The 14,581-nt window shown below is 50.7% G+C and carries 14 protein-coding genes and 2 pseudogenes; 2 read left to right on the top strand and 14 right to left on the bottom strand.

Annotated elements, in window-relative coordinates:
- Positions 1–219: 219 nt before the first annotated feature.
- From JMJ04_RS43050 to JMJ04_RS43020, 7 genes and pseudogenes are all read right to left on the bottom strand, one after another.
- Positions 220–603, bottom strand: a complete 384-nt coding sequence (locus JMJ04_RS43050; RefSeq protein WP_201376542.1) for a hypothetical protein — start codon at positions 601–603, stop codon at positions 220–222.
- Positions 604–751: 148 nt separating this feature from the next.
- Entirely contained in the window at positions 752–1,642 is an 891-nt protein-coding gene (locus tag JMJ04_RS43045; protein WP_201376541.1) for an SDR family oxidoreductase, read from the bottom strand.
- A 323-nt stretch (positions 1,643–1,965) separates the two neighbouring features.
- Positions 1,966–2,166, bottom strand: coding sequence for a hypothetical protein (locus JMJ04_RS43040; RefSeq protein ID WP_201376540.1), 201 nt, complete (start codon positions 2,164–2,166; stop codon positions 1,966–1,968).
- A 100-nt stretch (positions 2,167–2,266) separates the two neighbouring features.
- Entirely contained in the window at positions 2,267–2,662 is a 396-nt protein-coding gene (locus tag JMJ04_RS43035; RefSeq protein ID WP_201376539.1) for a response regulator, read from the bottom strand.
- Positions 2,663–2,671: 9 nt separating this feature from the next.
- A pseudogene (locus JMJ04_RS49310) lies at positions 2,672–4,227 on the bottom strand (ATP-binding protein).
- Positions 4,228–4,533: 306 nt separating this feature from the next.
- Complete coding sequence (locus tag JMJ04_RS43025; RefSeq protein ID WP_201376538.1) at positions 4,534–5,289, bottom strand: SDR family oxidoreductase; 756 nt, start codon at positions 5,287–5,289, stop codon at positions 4,534–4,536.
- A gap of 366 nt (positions 5,290–5,655) precedes the next feature.
- On the bottom strand, positions 5,656–6,312 hold the full coding sequence (locus tag JMJ04_RS43020; protein WP_268887443.1) for a group II intron maturase-specific domain-containing protein: 657 nt from the start codon (positions 6,310–6,312) through the stop codon (positions 5,656–5,658).
- 192 nt (positions 6,313–6,504) lie between these two features.
- On the opposite strand from JMJ04_RS43020, the pseudogene JMJ04_RS43015 reads away from it, so the two are divergent.
- A pseudogene (locus JMJ04_RS43015) lies at positions 6,505–7,215 on the top strand (IS6 family transposase).
- Positions 7,216–7,253: 38 nt separating this feature from the next.
- Here the strand turns inward: JMJ04_RS43015 and JMJ04_RS49305 are convergent.
- The 7 genes from JMJ04_RS49305 to JMJ04_RS42980 form a co-directional block, all read right to left on the bottom strand.
- Positions 7,254–7,508, bottom strand: a complete 255-nt coding sequence (locus tag JMJ04_RS49305) for an IS110 family transposase (protein WP_201376537.1) — start codon at positions 7,506–7,508, stop codon at positions 7,254–7,256.
- A complete protein-coding gene (locus JMJ04_RS43005; protein ID WP_236039123.1) occupies positions 7,400–7,666 on the bottom strand; it encodes a hypothetical protein in 267 nt (88 codons plus the stop codon). Before JMJ04_RS43005 ends, JMJ04_RS49305 begins: the two co-directional genes overlap by 109 nt.
- A 502-nt stretch (positions 7,667–8,168) precedes the next feature.
- On the bottom strand, positions 8,169–8,639 hold the full coding sequence (locus JMJ04_RS43000) for a hypothetical protein (protein ID WP_201376536.1): 471 nt from the start codon (positions 8,637–8,639) through the stop codon (positions 8,169–8,171).
- Between the two features lie 112 nt (positions 8,640–8,751).
- Complete coding sequence (locus tag JMJ04_RS42995; protein ID WP_201376535.1) at positions 8,752–9,483, bottom strand: peptidoglycan-binding protein; 732 nt, start codon at positions 9,481–9,483, stop codon at positions 8,752–8,754.
- Positions 9,484–9,621: 138 nt separating this feature from the next.
- The gene (locus tag JMJ04_RS42990) at positions 9,622–11,121 is read right to left on the bottom strand and encodes a hypothetical protein (protein ID WP_201376534.1); all 1,500 of its coding nucleotides are present in this window, start codon (positions 11,119–11,121) and stop codon (positions 9,622–9,624) included.
- A gap of 125 nt (positions 11,122–11,246) precedes the next feature.
- Positions 11,247–12,731, bottom strand: coding sequence for a hypothetical protein (locus tag JMJ04_RS42985; protein WP_201376533.1), 1,485 nt, complete (start codon positions 12,729–12,731; stop codon positions 11,247–11,249).
- Positions 12,732–13,051: 320 nt separating this feature from the next.
- Positions 13,052–13,210, bottom strand: a complete 159-nt coding sequence (locus JMJ04_RS42980; protein WP_201376532.1) for a hypothetical protein — start codon at positions 13,208–13,210, stop codon at positions 13,052–13,054.
- Between the two features lie 255 nt (positions 13,211–13,465).
- Here JMJ04_RS42980 and JMJ04_RS42975 point away from each other — a divergent pair, with 255 nt between their 5' ends.
- On the top strand, positions 13,466–14,581 hold the full coding sequence (locus JMJ04_RS42975) for an ATP-binding protein (protein ID WP_201376531.1): 1,116 nt from the start codon (positions 13,466–13,468) through the stop codon (positions 14,579–14,581).

Below are 14,581 nucleotides of genomic sequence, written 5' to 3'. Positions count from 1 at the left end.
AGCGGTTCATGCAAAGTGATGACAATTTCTTCCTCCCTTTTTTGGGGTACCAACTTTTTCCCCATGTAAACTTTGGAATGAAGCGGGTCTCCCGCTGGTTTAGTGAAGCCGCTTGTAAGACTCCCGCCCTTCTGGATCGTTTTTTGCTGATAATGGTTCTGATGATAAACTTTAATTTGTTGACCTTGCCCTCGACGATGCCATTGCTGTGAGGTAAAGTCAAGCCTGCGACAACAGCGGTGTGCTCCGCTCAATCGCCAGATCCGACCACTGGCGTTGGGTTTCGATGCCCAAATGAGCACGAGCTTGTTCAAAGGTACTTTCCAGACTCCAGCGCTTCATGAACGTCCTGATGATCGTGAGCGCCTCCAATTGCTGATCTGTACACAGGAGGGCTTTGGCTTCCCGCTTGCCCTCCGGGTCACACGTGAGGACCCAGCGGATCGGCAAGGGAGGCTGTCCAAACCGATACCACAGGGCAGTGCCCGTACACCACTGCACGCGGCGCTTACCTTGTCCATACCATTCGATCTCACGGTCGTGCCAGACCGTGGCCGGGTCGGCAAGGACCTGCTCCAAGGAGGGCAAGCGCGGGCCGATCACTTGAGGCTTGCCCCCTTTGCGGCGCTGCTCGACGGGAGGAGGAGGCTCTCGCTGGAATCAATCCCTTGTGCTCCAGTTCTTGAAGACGTTCCTGTGTTTTTTCCCCAGAAGCGCTTGCAATACGTTTCGTTCCCAATCCCATCTTTGATTATCTTTCTGAAACAGCCTGGGAAGACTCGTTTTGTCGGATCAACTCCTCAGAGACGTTCCAGAGCCGTTGGCGTACCGCCACATCATAAGAATGCGTAGATGAAGGGATCTGCTTGCCGTCGGAGAAGTACTTCCCACTCACCCCTTCAACTTCAGGTGAGGTTGCCAGGTAGAGCGTCGTCTGCGCCCCTTTCTCTTCAGATATACCAGTCAAGAAGTAGAGGACCTCACCAAAGACATGTACAAGGCCTTTCGTGCCGCTGTTGAAATGAGACCTCACTCGACCAGGGTGAAGCGCATTGACCGTGACGTCTACGCCCTTGAGCTGATCAGCCAATTCATAGGTAAAGTAGATCTGTGCCAGCTTGGACTGGGCATAGGCTTTCACGAAGTTATATTTTTGTGCCCCTTGCAGATCGGCAAAATCAATGTGCCCATGAGGATGGGCGTCTGAACTGACGTTTATAATCCGAGCTGGCGCACTCGCTTTGAGCACATCCAATAACAGTTTTGTCAACAGAAATGGGGCCAGATAATTGACCACAAAGGTCTGCTCCAATCCATCAGGTGCCACTTTTCGCTCCTCATAAATACCTCCAGCATTATGGATGAGGACGTGAAGCTGAGCATATTTCTGCTTGAACTCACTGGCCACGCTGCGTACCTGCGAAAGCTCTGAGAGGTCCGCAATGATCAGATCCACCTGATCGTTCCCGCTAGACTGTTTGATCTCCGCTCGCGCAGCTTCTCCCTTCGCACGATTGCGGCAGACCATTACTACGGTCGCGCCCATTTTGGCCAGTTCTCTGGCTGTGATTTTGCCAATGCCTGAGTTACTGCCTGTCACCAGACAGATTTTTCCTTGCATGCTTGTGTTATTTATTGTCATAGTTACTATCTCCTGCTCGTTTGAAATGACGTGGAAACCTCTCGAGCAAACCCTGCTCTCTCTTCAAGGGAAAAGCTTTTGAAGAAGGATCTCTTCCATTGCAAGAATCTTTTTAGAATCAATATTCTTCCTTCCTTTTATCTCCAATAGTAGACGAGACAAAGTGTTGCACTATCTGGCTTTCTCTCAACCCCACATTCCACAGTGAAATTCTCGTTTTACTTTTCAAGCGGCTTCAGGAAGCAGAGATAAAGAGCATCTCTGCAATATAACTTGGCTTGTAGCCTGAATTCAAAACATTGGGTGCGGAATGTGGGCTCAACTTATCTTTGCCGACGTTCTTCATATTGCCGACGTAAATCGAGCCCGACAAGCGATTGGATCACCTCTTCATAGGTGCGCTGGGTTCCGGGAATACATGCATAGACGCCATGTTCCAGCTGAGCTTGTTGCAAACGCTGCACTTCCTGACGATCGCTTTTAACAGACCCAGTAGTTTGAGAATAGCCATATCGTAGTTCCATGTCTTTGATCTTCCTCTGTTTTGTTCCGCAATGACCCAATTGCTTGTTTTACATTTCTTGATCTCCCAATAATTCTTCTCATCCTCAAGAGCCAGTATGCTTAGGATGCAAGAAGCTCAGCGATCAATTGCAGAAGCTTCTCTAAGTCAAAGGGCTTCTGGAGGGTTATGAGATCATCCATCGCACCGTTCTCTCGTGGCAAACTGGCACTCATGAGGAGAATGGGTCTCTGCTTGCATCCTTCTCTTCGCCGCAGTTGATCAGCGAGTTCCAAGCCATTCATCCCAGGGAGATGATAATCGAGCAGAAACAGTGCGGGCGTGATCGTTTGCAGTATGGAGAGAGCCATCTCGCCACTTGGAACAAGAATCCCCTGATAGGTCGCCTCCCATTGGAGCGCTTCCAGCAAGATATCCCCAAGGATGGGATCATCTTCGACAACGAGAATACACTTGACGATAGGTCTCTGACTATCGACGTGTTGGAGATGGGACATACGCGTTCCTCATGGACTTTTCCGGGGAAGCGTCACGTGAAAGGTCGATCCTTTGCCTCGTTCGCTCTCTACCGTGATGGTTCCCCTATGGTGCTTGACGATCTCCGAGACAATATACAAGCCCATTCCGAGGCCTGGAAAGGCACGCTGATGTGGAGCAACCGCCCGATAGAAACGCTCAAAGATTTTCTCGCGCTGCTCTCGTGGAATGCTGATGCCATAATCACGCACGCTCAGCGTCACGACCTCTTCGGAGGTTTTGATGTCAACCTCTACCCTGTCGGCTTCCGGGGAGTATTTGATCGCGTTGCTGATCAGGTTCAAGAGCATTTGCCCAAGTCGGGCCTTATCCCCAACCAGAAAGGGGGGATGCCCGGCATGTTCCACGGCGATGGTATGGGTTGTCTGCGTTTGTTGCACGATCTCAACGACCTCCTGAAGCACGTCGCCCAGGTTCACCGTTTCCTGGGCATACTCCAGCTTGCCCGCCTGAATTTTGGAGAGGTCGAGCAGCTCTTCAACCAGTCGAATGACGGTATTGAGTTGGGACTCCATCCGGGAAAGCGCAGTATCTACGTTGTGAATGTCTTGCTTTGCCAGTTGTTTTCGCAACAGTTGCGTTTGGAGCTTTAAGGACGTGATTGGTGTCTTGAGTTCATGGCTAGCCATCCCCAGAAAGTGATCTTTGCGCTGCTCTAGTTCCTTGCGAGCCGAGTTATCCAACACAAAACCGATACCCTGGAGCACATGATTCTGGAGTGTGATACCCCCAGTAAGACAGGAAGGCGACCGCCATCCTTACAGATCAGTTCAGTTTCAAAGGGAGTCGTATACTGCTGGACGATCAGTTCCTGGTGCGCCTGCTGAGCGAGAGAGGGAGAGACTGGAAGCGCCAGGTTTTCCAGGCTCACTCTCCGGTGGCACAGGTCTTCCTGGCAATAGCCGGTCATACGCAGAAACGTGTTGTTCGCTTCTACAATTTCTTCGCCTTCGGCGAGAAAGATCCCGATAATGCTGGAATTCATCAGAAGGTTGACGTGTTCCTGGCTCTGGCGCAAGGCTTCCTCTGTCCGCTTCTGGTCATCAATGTCAGTACAGGTACCAAACCACCTAACAACCCGACCCGCCTCATCACGTATCGGCACCCCGCGAGTCAAGAACCAGCGATAGACTCCGGTCTGACCATTTCTGAAACGTCCTTCGCACTCAAACATTTCTCCCGTATCCAGAGCATGTTGCCAGAGTGCCTGGTTACCTGCACGATCATCGGGGTGGAGGAACTGGAGATGGTCCCATCTCTGTCTTTGTTCAGGCGTGAACCCAGTGTAGTCACGCCAGCGCTGGTTTGTGTATTCGTGCAAGCCGTCGGGTTGGGCTGTCCACACGAGGTGTGGCACGGTCTCAGCAAGGATGCGAAAATTCTCCTCGCTGGCTTTGAGCTGCTGCTCAGCTCGCTTCTGTGCAGCAATATGCTTGATGAGCGCCTTCCAGAGTGGAAGAGTGAGGTGCCTGGTCTGTTTTCCCTTCACTATCATGCAGTAGCTATTCCTTTCATGTGGCCCCATCCCTGGAAGGAAATCGCTTCCCTGCTCTGATATCTCAAAACAGAAGTGAGAGATATGAGAAGACGTGAACGCCCTTCCTCACGAACACAGGCAGTTCATGTAGCGGTCTGACGGAGGTATTGGGCGAAAACCTCATCGCCCCCCTATGTACCTATGTGATTCGCTTTCTTTGGACGAAAAAAGGCAAACGCTCCCGCTCGTTGAGCTTGAGAAAGCTTTTCTTCTGCTTGTTGTCGTCGAAGAGAGGAATCACATATCTGTATACAATGTTGGTGAGGTTTGTTGAAGCTAGGTGTCGATCCTGCCTTACCTTTGAGGGAGAGAGCGGCTGAGCCAATCCTCGAAGCGCGTCGGGGCGATCCGCGCGTTCTCGCCTGGGATGAGGGAGTCATCCTCCAACTCTGTGCCGAAGAAGCGCGCGTGAACGTCTGTGATCACCTGGCGGGTGTCGTTGTTCGCGCTCAAAAATCGGCGCACGAGTTCATCGAGATGCATCTTTTCAGGACCAGCCACCTCAAGCGTGCCGTTCACGGGTGCCTCGAGTGTGACGTCGGCCAGCGCCGCCACAACGTCATCCGACAAGATCGGCTGTATAAATGCAGACGACAGGCGAATCGTTTGTCCGTCGCTGGCCTCCTGGGCGATGCCGACGATGAATTCGAAGAACTGCGTTGCGCGAAGAATGGTATAAGGAATCTTCGAAGCCTTGATCAGCTTTTCCTGAGCCACCTTCGCTCGGTAGTATCCGTTATTGGGAAGACCGTCGATGCCGACGACCGAGAGGGCAACGTGATGTCCCACGCCAGCCGTCGCTTCTGCCGCCAGGAGATGGCGACCTGAGGTCTCGAAGAACGCTAAAACGGCCTTATCTTCCCACACAGGCGCGTTCGTCACGTCGACGACCACCTGAGCGCCGACAAGCGCTTGCGCTACCCCCTCACCCGTGATGGTGTTGACGCCTGTGCTCGGTGACGCCGCCACTGCCTCGTGACCACGCTCACGAAGCTGCTTCACAAGCTTTTTTCCAATCAGCCCGCTCCCACCAATAACGACAATCTTCATATGGACCTCCTACTCATATCAAGAACAACAGTGACAACTGCTCAGGAGTGCTGATACCCCAGTTCTCAGAACCTCTTTGGCCAGCACGCTCTGAAGCATTTCGTCTTTCTGCTGCAAGTATAAAAGCGTGCGCAGAAGAAAGCACTGTTCATCACCAACCATCTCACTTGCCATCTCACTTGCCATCTCACCTTGCTTTGTTGTAAAGATAGATAACGTGAGTTCTGGATAAGGAGATCCTCCTCCGATGAGTTAGAATAGGAGCACTGACAAAAAGCTTCTATCCACCATCGGAGAGTTGCAGTCAGTAAGAGGATCACTCCTCTTACTGCTGCTCCGAAACTGAACGTGAAAGTTTCCCTTCATTCAGCTACTCAGTGTATGGTCGTTGTTATCGATACTCTTCGCGGCATGTTTTGCATGTCGTGAGTCATGGCAATGTAGGTGGAGAGCGAACTTGTTATTCAATTCTTCCCCTCCTCCTTCGCTTTTGGGGGTGATGTGGTCTATCTCTATGAGGTCCCCTGGTCGAAAGTAGAGTTCACACCACCTGCATTTTCCTTGCTGCTTTTGCAGGAGTCTTGCGAGCGTCCCTTTGAGCATTGGGTGATGCTTGAGTCTCTGGCTCCAATAGAGCAGATTCCCGTCATATGGGCTGGCTTCTCCTTTGACCTTCGTGTGTCGTTGAATACTTGTTTGATTGTGCCGTCGGATTTCTTGCTTTTCTGGGGTTGAGAATATCCAGTTTCGCGTTTCATCCTTTCGCCAATATCGTTGATGTATCCATCGCCTTCCTCTGGTCGGATGTTTGTGTCTCGCCCACTGTTCAAGTTGGTAGTAGAGGACATGATCGCATCTGCTGAAGATGTTGGCTGCTACCACTGATCGGTAGTACCTGGACCATCCTCGTATCACCGGGTTGAGTCGCATGATAAGCCTTTCTTGCGAAATATTTCTCATGCTTCTTAATCGTACTTTGATGGAGTGGGTGTGCCTTTTGACGGCTTCTTTACTCGGTGTGATGAGGGTCTTGAAACCGGGTTTTCTTCCACGTGTATCTTTCCCCGTTTGGTTTTTGCCTACCGGGTATTGTTTGACATGAAAGCCTAAGAAGTTGAAGCCTACCTCGCCCTCATAGGGTGTCAGTGTGGGTTATGTTGCAAGAATAAAGCTGATCTGTTAGAGTGGGGAGATAAAGAGGAGAAGAGGACCCCTATGACAGAGCAACACCCGTTCAAATGGCGTCATTTCCAGGCCGACCTCATTCTCTTGTGCGTCAGATGGTAGCTGAGCGGATAGCGCGGGTACCGTGATCTCGAAGAAATGATGCTGGAACGTGGTTTGCAGGTGGACCATACGACGATCTATCGCTGGGTTCAGCGGTATGCCCCTGAGCTTGAACGGCGGTGCCGTCCCCATGTAACGTCCACAACTGATTCTTGGCGTGTTGATGAGACCCACATCAAAGTGAAAAAAGAGTGGGTCTCCCTGTATCGAGCGGTCGATTCACAGGGGAAGACGCTCGACTTCGTGCTCAGTCCGACCAGAGATGGGCAAGCAGCTAGACACTTCTTGCTCAAAACCCTCGCCGCCTCTCATACGCGTTCGCCACGGGTCATCAACGTCGACAAAAACGCTGCCTATCCCAAAGCCTTCAACGAACTCAAGGCAGCAGGATACATCCTCGAAAGCGGTGAATTGCGACAAGTGAAATACCTCAACAATCTCATCGAACAAGACCATCGGTTCATCAAACGGCTGACGAAGCCAGGGATGGGCTTTTTCTCCTTTGCGACAGCATGGCACACTTTACAGGGATACGAGGTGATGAATATGATGAGGAAGGGACAAGTGCAAGGCGTGGCAAAAGGTGATGTGAGAGGTCAGGTTGCCCTGGTTGCCAAACTGTTTGGGATAGCAATCTAAGACAGATTGAGAGACCCACTCACGCTCTTCTTTGGCGCTCAGATTTTTTGCAACAGAACCCTCAAGAGCATTCTCGCAATAGTCATCGCGTCGAGCCGATCTGTCTTGGCTCGTAATCGCTGTTGTCGATGAAACTGATGGGTTTGCCCAGCGTGCAACAGACGCAACACATAGCCCCGCTGTTCTAACTCCTGATACAAATTCTCCCATAGCGAGATGTAGCTTCCATTCCGATGAGGAGCTGGCTTGGTTTCGCATCCAACTGGCCCAGTTTCTCCTCCCAGAGCTGCCATCCCTCCCTGGCATTGGCAAAAGCAATCGATTTGACCACGACGCTTTTGTCAAGCCGGAGAATGCAACCGGCGCAGGACTGGCTTCCAAGGTCAATCCCACAGACATATGTGATCGACATTGCCTCAGGAGAGAATGTCGCTGCCGCCATTTTCATCACACACCTGTTTCCTGGTGTTCTCTCCATTTCTCGTCTTCTTCGACGTAACATGTGCGATTGTTGGCAGCGAGAAACCCAACCAATCGGAGCGAGCATCAGCTCACACTGGATCGGCAATCTTGTCAGGCATGCGAAGCAGCCTGGCTGTTGCAACAAGCCTCATAGACCCTTGAAGCCCTGATGGGTGAGGAGCCGTCTACGTAAGGAGGTCACCGTGTAACACAGGCATCAAGCGCTAACCCTGGCTCTCCCGCTACCTCCATCATTCTATTCCTTGAATGAGTTGCCATCGTGCATTCTTCTGCCAAATTATTATATGAGCGCTACCCCTAACTGATAGGAGCGGCATTGTGAAGATTCCCGTAGATGACGCATCTACGGGAATCTTCACAATGCCGCTTAAGATTACCAGATCGCCAGACAACCACTGGCGTAGAAGCGGCGTGCAAACACAAGCTGGTGCTATCAGTAACCCTGTTCTACCTACTGAATGAGGCACTTCCTACAATGGAGTTGCCGTAATCACATATTGGACTTGAGCGTTGTTGCCAACGCTGCCAATGATCTCTACACTGAAATCTGCACAAGGATCTCCGATGACATCCACACTCTGCTCATAGTGGTTAGAGCCAATGAAGGGATTAGAAAAGGTGAGGTGGATCATCACACCGCCATCATTGCCATCGCTGTCTGCAACTGTATAGTGGATGACCCCAACGACACCTGTAGCGGGCGCGGTGTTTGTCATGCCGAACACCTCCGCTTGTTGCGGAGGTAGAGATGAGCCAGGTAAATTTCCAGCCTGATAACCTCCACTTTCAAAATTTGAATTACCATCGGATTGAGTAAGATTCAGAGTGTAGTCAGTGTTGTTCACCACACCAGCCGCAATAGAGCGGTCAAATGTGTTGCCGAGCAATTGTCGTAACTGTGATAGTGTGCCTGCGACTTCATCAATTGGAAGGAATGCCATGATGTGTACCATCCTTTCTAGTAACAACTTGTGGACGAGCATATTTTCATGCTCGGTGGCGCCCTGTAGGAACTTGTGGGTTTCTCCTTCGGAAAATGTGATAAAAATGCTGCTACTGGCTGAGTGCACTCCATGTATGAGGGCCTACAATACCATCCACACTCAGATTCGCTGCTTTCTGGAAGGCTTTGACAGCCGCCTCAGTGGCAGGCCCGAAGATGCCATCGATCTCCAGATCATAGCCTTTTGCCTGTAGGAGAGATTGCACGAGCCTGACTGCTTCGCCTGTATCCCCTCGCCGTATTATTGGCCTATTGGCCGGTTGGTTGGGGGTCGTAGGATCGGTAAGCACTTGCCATACCTCATCTGGTAACGCATCAAGACCATAACTTGTCCCTGGTATCCAACCCTCTACCCGCTTAATCTCACTGGCAAAAGTTGTCAGCTGGTCGTCGCTCAGGCTTCCAACAATAGTCGATACGGGCACGCCTAATCGCTTCGCGATGGTACTGGCATACGCATCAGGATCATTATTTCCATCACCACGAGGCGCGTAAATTTCCATGATCTGTGTGATGGATTTGCTACTCCTAGCGCTCAGGAATGACTTGATAGCGTTGAAGCCTGTCTGCGCATCAGGAAAGATGGCGAAGTTGGCGTGTTGCTTTCCTACGTATGCTCCATACCGCTCTGCCTCGTGTCCTGCAGGCCGGATATTCCCCGGGTTATTACTGATCCATGCCAGTGAGCCTCCAGTCTTGACCTCGTTGTCATACAAAATGTGGGTTTTGCCCTGGACGCTAAAAACATCGCCAGGTTGGAGAACGAAATCGGGATGTAACATATTAAAACTCCTTTTCCCTCAATTGGGATCGCTATATCATTTGGCTCAAACAGACTTATTCAATATATGAATACCCATCATCACAGCACGCTTCGCCACAGCACATTCTCATTTTTGGATGTATATGCTTGATAGCCATCATGCCTGGGAACCATTGGGCGGCAAATCGGGCATCTTCTGGAGCATCCAGCCAATGATCTGCAACCCTTCATGAGAAAGCGTGTTGTTCACAATGCCCGTTGTTACCTTGAATGGTCCAAAACTGGTCGCCTGAGATGCATTTGTTCTATCTTCTTCTGTCCAGTTAGCCACAATGCTAAGATTCCTGATTGCCACAAAACCGATTGGTATGAAAGGAAAATTTCCAGCTGCGCCACTCGACGTCACCTGACCCTTTGGCACCGTGGGAATATACCAGGATCTGGCATTGATAAACTCGTCCATATACCAGGGACGACGAATATGTATCAGGCAATAGTCGAAAGAAATTGAGATGCTGGAGGTCTGAACGGAGTTTGTGGGAGCATACGCGCCCAGGTATTGGTTAACAAGTAGCTTATTAGTCACAGCTAGCGTGTGACTCTGCTTCAGATAGCTATCGTGCAGTGTAGAGTTCTCAGACTTGATTACGCCAGGACGGGAGATCAGATTGCCAGAGGCAAAGTCGATATTCTCTTCCTTTGCGAAGGTGGGCTGAAGGATTGGTGCATCTCGTATCGATAGAGTGGAGATCTCTGGCTCTATTGGAGTGGCGGCGAGACGCTCCGTCTCTAAGCTTGAAGGCTGGAGGAGAGCTGAGTCTCTAAGCAATCTATTGTGGAGCGCATTCTCCTGGGTAGGGATAGTAAGGCGCTTACTCCCTGCTTCTGTGATCCGTGAGGGAAGAGACCTCCCACTGTTTTCTATCACGTCTGGCTGTGGTTGGTCGGGGTGTTTGTGTAGCTCCAAGATACGATCAGCGATTCTGATAGGCGGCAGTTCCGTTGGGTCGGGCTGATCAGGCTTCACCTCTTTCTTCAGTTCTGGCATCTCCAGAATGTTTGCCATGGTGTCATCGTGGATTTTCAAGGTCCATAGCTTATCAATCGGCTCGGTGCCTGGATTTGTCTTTGCCTGCGTCTCTGTTACTTGAAACGCATGGTGCGTCCAGAGTTCTTTTTTTGTCCTGTCATACCAGTTCTGCGGAGTTGCCAGAGAAGGCTTGTACTGCAACATCAGACCGGTGATCGATTCGGCCTTCACATTGTCCCAGAGCTTTACAGCATTTGCTTTTACCAGGTTGAAGGCATCAATCATCGCCTGTTTTGTCGCATCATCAGTACCGGGAGAAAGGTATGGCAGCGCTGGCGTTAGGAGGCGAAAGAAGTATGCGCTGTCGACCGTATCTGCGGAGAGCAGGATGTCTACATTATCGTGGGTATCAACAGGAATGTGATTCACCAGGTCGGAAAACTTCTCCATTGCCAGAGCGGGCAGGTAACCGAGCTCAGGGTGATTGGGATCGATGAAGTCTTCATCAGACACGACGGAGCCAAATTTATCGAAACGAAAGAGCAGAGGACTTGTAGCATTCGTTTCGAATAACTGCAAGAAAAACTCGGCAATAGGTTGATAGATGGCGTCGAGTGAGAGTGCCATGCGCAGTTTCCTCCTGATTGATGTGGTCAATCATCAATCGTCAACCGTCTTGCGCTGTTTGTTTCCTGCTCTTCTGTGAGAGGAACAGGAAACAAACAGCGCAAGATGATTTATATCGACCTCGGCTACTTCGGTTTTGTTAAAAATTGGGATGAATCTACCGCAGGAGATAGAGGATTGATCGTTGACACATAACCGATCAGCTGGATACCAGGAACCCTCAGAGACTCACCATCTGTATCGGCTGAGAAGTTGCTCTGCTGGCCATGATGAGAATAGGTGCCATTGATAGAGAATGGTCCATATCCAACCGACACGGATGCAGATGTTGTTTCAGAATGAGCATCCCAGTGCTCCTTCCAGTTGCTCCACCGGATGGACAGGTCCTTGATAAGGATCAGGCTTGTCACAATTGAGGGCAGAAAAGTAGGCTCAGTGGCGTGTGCAGGAAGGTGCTGGCCCATCGTCCCATCCGAAATGCAGCCCTTCTTGTAATCACCCATGAGAAACCAGTTTTTCAAATTCAGCAGGGAGGTATCCAACCAGGGACGCTTGATATCGACCGTGCAGTACTTGAAAGATATTTCAAGGTCGTTCGCTTGCATATCAAGCGAACTCTGCTGGTCGGCATGGTTGAAAGATGCGCCAGCTGACCAGAAGCCAATACTGAATCCACCACCACCTCCATAGGAGGTTGAAGAGGACTGGTAGTGACTCTCAGAATGGGCGTCATCGCTGGTGTACTCGTTCCAGCCATCGTCATTGTCAGGATCGTACCACGTGCGTGGTAACATGACGGTATAGGGGATCTCCCCCACGCTCTGAAATTCGTTGAGGCTATTGATATAGTGCTTTTTAGCTCGGGAGATCAGCGCGATCGCTGGATCGGTCCCTTGAGCCGCCAAGGTGGCGAGAGCATGTTCAATCTCCTCTTTGTGCCCCAGGCTCACCCATCTATCAAGTGCTTCATCGGCATCATCATGATAGAGAGTACCGTCGATAGGCCAGTTCTGAAGCTTCATCGGATTGGTAAATGCATCTGAATAGGCTCTATGCCAGGCTTTGACCTTGTCTTTGTATTCTTGCTCGTATTGCATGTATGCCTGGTAATGAGGAGTTGGATTGTCGTCTTTATCCATCAATACAGCCTTTGCCTTTTCGTAGGCCGCTTTCATCTCATCGTTCAGCTCTGATTCAGTGGGGACGCCGTTAGCCCCGGTAATCAGGGCCCACCACGCGTCGCTAACTTTGCTTGAGCCTGGCATGACAGCGTACTGATTGTTCATCACTAACTTGTCATCGGTGAGCTGAAAGGTGTCGAGGTAGCTTTGCTGCGATTTCGCAATGGCGGCGCTAAGCTGCCTGTTCTCATCGAGCTGAGCGCTACCGGTCTTTGGCGCGTTCGCCGGATCAGCAGGCTCAGTCTTTGGAATGTCTTTTTCGAGATTGACGCCTAGAGGAGACCACGGATTTTGAAAATCCTCTTTGTGGATCGGCAATCCAGCGCTGCGGAAAGAGACAAAAAAACCCTCCTGCATTTTATTTGTCTCTGGATCGAGTCCAACACTTTTGAGTTCCAAATCTTTCAAAATTTTGAAAACATCAGGCATAAATTTCTCCTTGTCGAATACAATTAAAATCTATTCTTTGCCTTAAAGGTTGAGTGGAAGTGCACTAGGCGTTCACATCAGGCTTGGAGGCCAGATGCCAGCACAGGTAATCAGCGTTTCTTCGTAGCAAACGATCAACAATGTTACGCTATCAGCCGACAGACCTCTGTGACACCACCAAACTCTCCAGAACAAAAACGCATGATTTCACGGGGCTTAAGATGGCAATGAAAGAGCAAGTAAGCCAGACGTTGTTCACGTCGATCAGGAATGATGCTGCATATGGCTTCCCACAAACTTCCGAGTCATCATCCTGTTCTTCAACGTACGGCTCTTCGCAGGCCGAAAATGGCTGCGTAAGGCAGTGGCGCATCGTTTCCTTGTGAAGGAAAAATGTTGGGTACATCAAAGATAATGGAGACCGGACCTCCAATAAGCAGCGCTATTCCACTTAAACGCAAAAGATTTTGACTTGACATACCTTCTTCTCCTTTACAGGCTTTTCCTGCTTCTTCTCACAGCGGATAGACTGGTGCCTATGGCTGAGCTCAGATTGCTCTTACGAGAACAGAGAGGTCTAAGAAGAGTGTAGGTGATCACGGATCTGAAGACCATGAGGGAACCCCACATCTTTCTCACAGCTTTCTCTCCTGTGGCCTGGCAACCAGAGACAAAAACTTGAACTATGCATCGTTTATCGCTATAGAAATAGTGATCTCTTCGTTGGGAGGCCTATGAAAACACCTTCCTTTGGTACGCTTCTCAAACAGTACCGTATTGCCGCAGGGCTTTCTCAAGAAGCACTGGCTGAGCGTGCCAATATCAGTACCCGCGCTATTAGCGATCTGGAACGCGGTATCAATCGGGCACCCCGCTCCGATACGCTTGATGCTCTCTTACAAGTTCTTGTCCTTTCAGAAGAGCGACGACAGGCATTGATTGCATCTGCCCGATCCGTTATGGTGACAGGCGCTCCTTCTATTGGCCCGCTGTATGTGCTACCTGTTCCTCCGACGCAACTGGTTGGTCGAGAGCAAGAAATGGTCCGTGTTACAACGGTGTTGCGGGGGGATAGAGCGCGATTGCTGACCCTGGTGGGACCTGCTGGTGTCGGCAAAACCCATCTTGCGCTGGAGATTGCTCATCGGCTTCGCTGCGACTATAAAGATGGTGTTCTCTTTGTTTCGCTGGCTACTACTTCCGACGCTTCCCTGGTACCCTCACTGCTGGTTCAGGCGTTGAAGTTGCGTGAGTCTACTGGCTCCTCGCCTTCACAACAGATCATAGACCTGCTGGCGGAGAAGCATCTTCTGCTTGTTCTTGACAATTTTGAGCAGGTTGTTGATGCTGCACCTGATGTTGCTCATTTCTTACAAAGCTGTCCGCACTTGCGTCTACTTGTTACCAGCCGCACCCCGTTGCGTCTGCGGGGCGAACAGGAATTGCTGATTTCACCGTTACCCGTTGAAGCAGCTGTGACGCTTTTTCTCCAGCGAGCACAGGCCATACGATCTGATGTGGCCAGCGATGATCCAATCATTAGCGCTATATGCGAGCGGGTGGACTGCTTGCCGCTGGCGATTGAACTGGCGGCGGCTCAGATCAAAGTTCTTTCTTTGCAACAACTTCTGCAACGCCTGGAGCGCCGTTTGTCTCTTCTCCAAAGTGGAGCCAGGGATTTACCGAAGCGCCAGCAAACGATGCAAGCAGCGATTGCATGGAGTGATGATCTGCTGTCACCTCCTGCTCAGCAGATCTTGCGCATCGCCAGTGTTTGTGAAGGGGCTGTAGCGCAGAGGCGTTGGATTTTCTCAGTGCTGAAGGCGAACCAGTTGCCACTGATCTGTTGA

The sequence above is a fragment of the Ktedonobacter robiniae genome (genome assembly GCF_016587375.1).
GTDB lineage: Bacteria > Chloroflexota > Ktedonobacteria > Ktedonobacterales > Ktedonobacteraceae > Ktedonobacter > Ktedonobacter robiniae.
This window is presented reverse-complemented; position numbering and strand designations above follow the sequence as displayed.

Coding starts and splice junctions, on each gene's coding strand:
- JMJ04_RS43045 (WP_201376541.1), bottom strand. CDS start 1,642: ATGACAATAAATAACACAAGCATGCAAGGAAAAATCTGTCTGGTGACA.
- JMJ04_RS43040 (WP_201376540.1), bottom strand. CDS start 2,166: ATGGAACTACGATATGGCTATTCTCAAACTACTGGGTCTGTTAAAAGC.
- JMJ04_RS43035 (WP_201376539.1), bottom strand. CDS start 2,662: ATGTCCCATCTCCAACACGTCGATAGTCAGAGACCTATCGTCAAGTGT.
- JMJ04_RS43025 (WP_201376538.1), bottom strand. CDS start 5,289: ATGAAGATTGTCGTTATTGGTGGGAGCGGGCTGATTGGAAAAAAGCTT.
- JMJ04_RS49305 (WP_201376537.1), bottom strand. CDS start 7,508: ATGGCAGCTCTGGGAGGAGAAACTGGGCCAGTTGGATGCGAAACCAAG.
- JMJ04_RS43000 (WP_201376536.1), bottom strand. CDS start 8,639: ATGGCATTCCTTCCAATTGATGAAGTCGCAGGCACACTATCACAGTTA.
- JMJ04_RS42995 (WP_201376535.1), bottom strand. CDS start 9,483: ATGTTACATCCCGATTTCGTTCTCCAACCTGGCGATGTTTTTAGCGTC.
- JMJ04_RS42990 (WP_201376534.1), bottom strand. CDS start 11,121: ATGGCACTCTCACTCGACGCCATCTATCAACCTATTGCCGAGTTTTTC.
- JMJ04_RS42985 (WP_201376533.1), bottom strand. CDS start 12,731: ATGCCTGATGTTTTCAAAATTTTGAAAGATTTGGAACTCAAAAGTGTT.
- JMJ04_RS42980 (WP_201376532.1), bottom strand. CDS start 13,210: ATGTCAAGTCAAAATCTTTTGCGTTTAAGTGGAATAGCGCTGCTTATT.
- JMJ04_RS42975 (WP_201376531.1), top strand. CDS start 13,466: ATGAAAACACCTTCCTTTGGTACGCTTCTCAAACAGTACCGTATTGCC.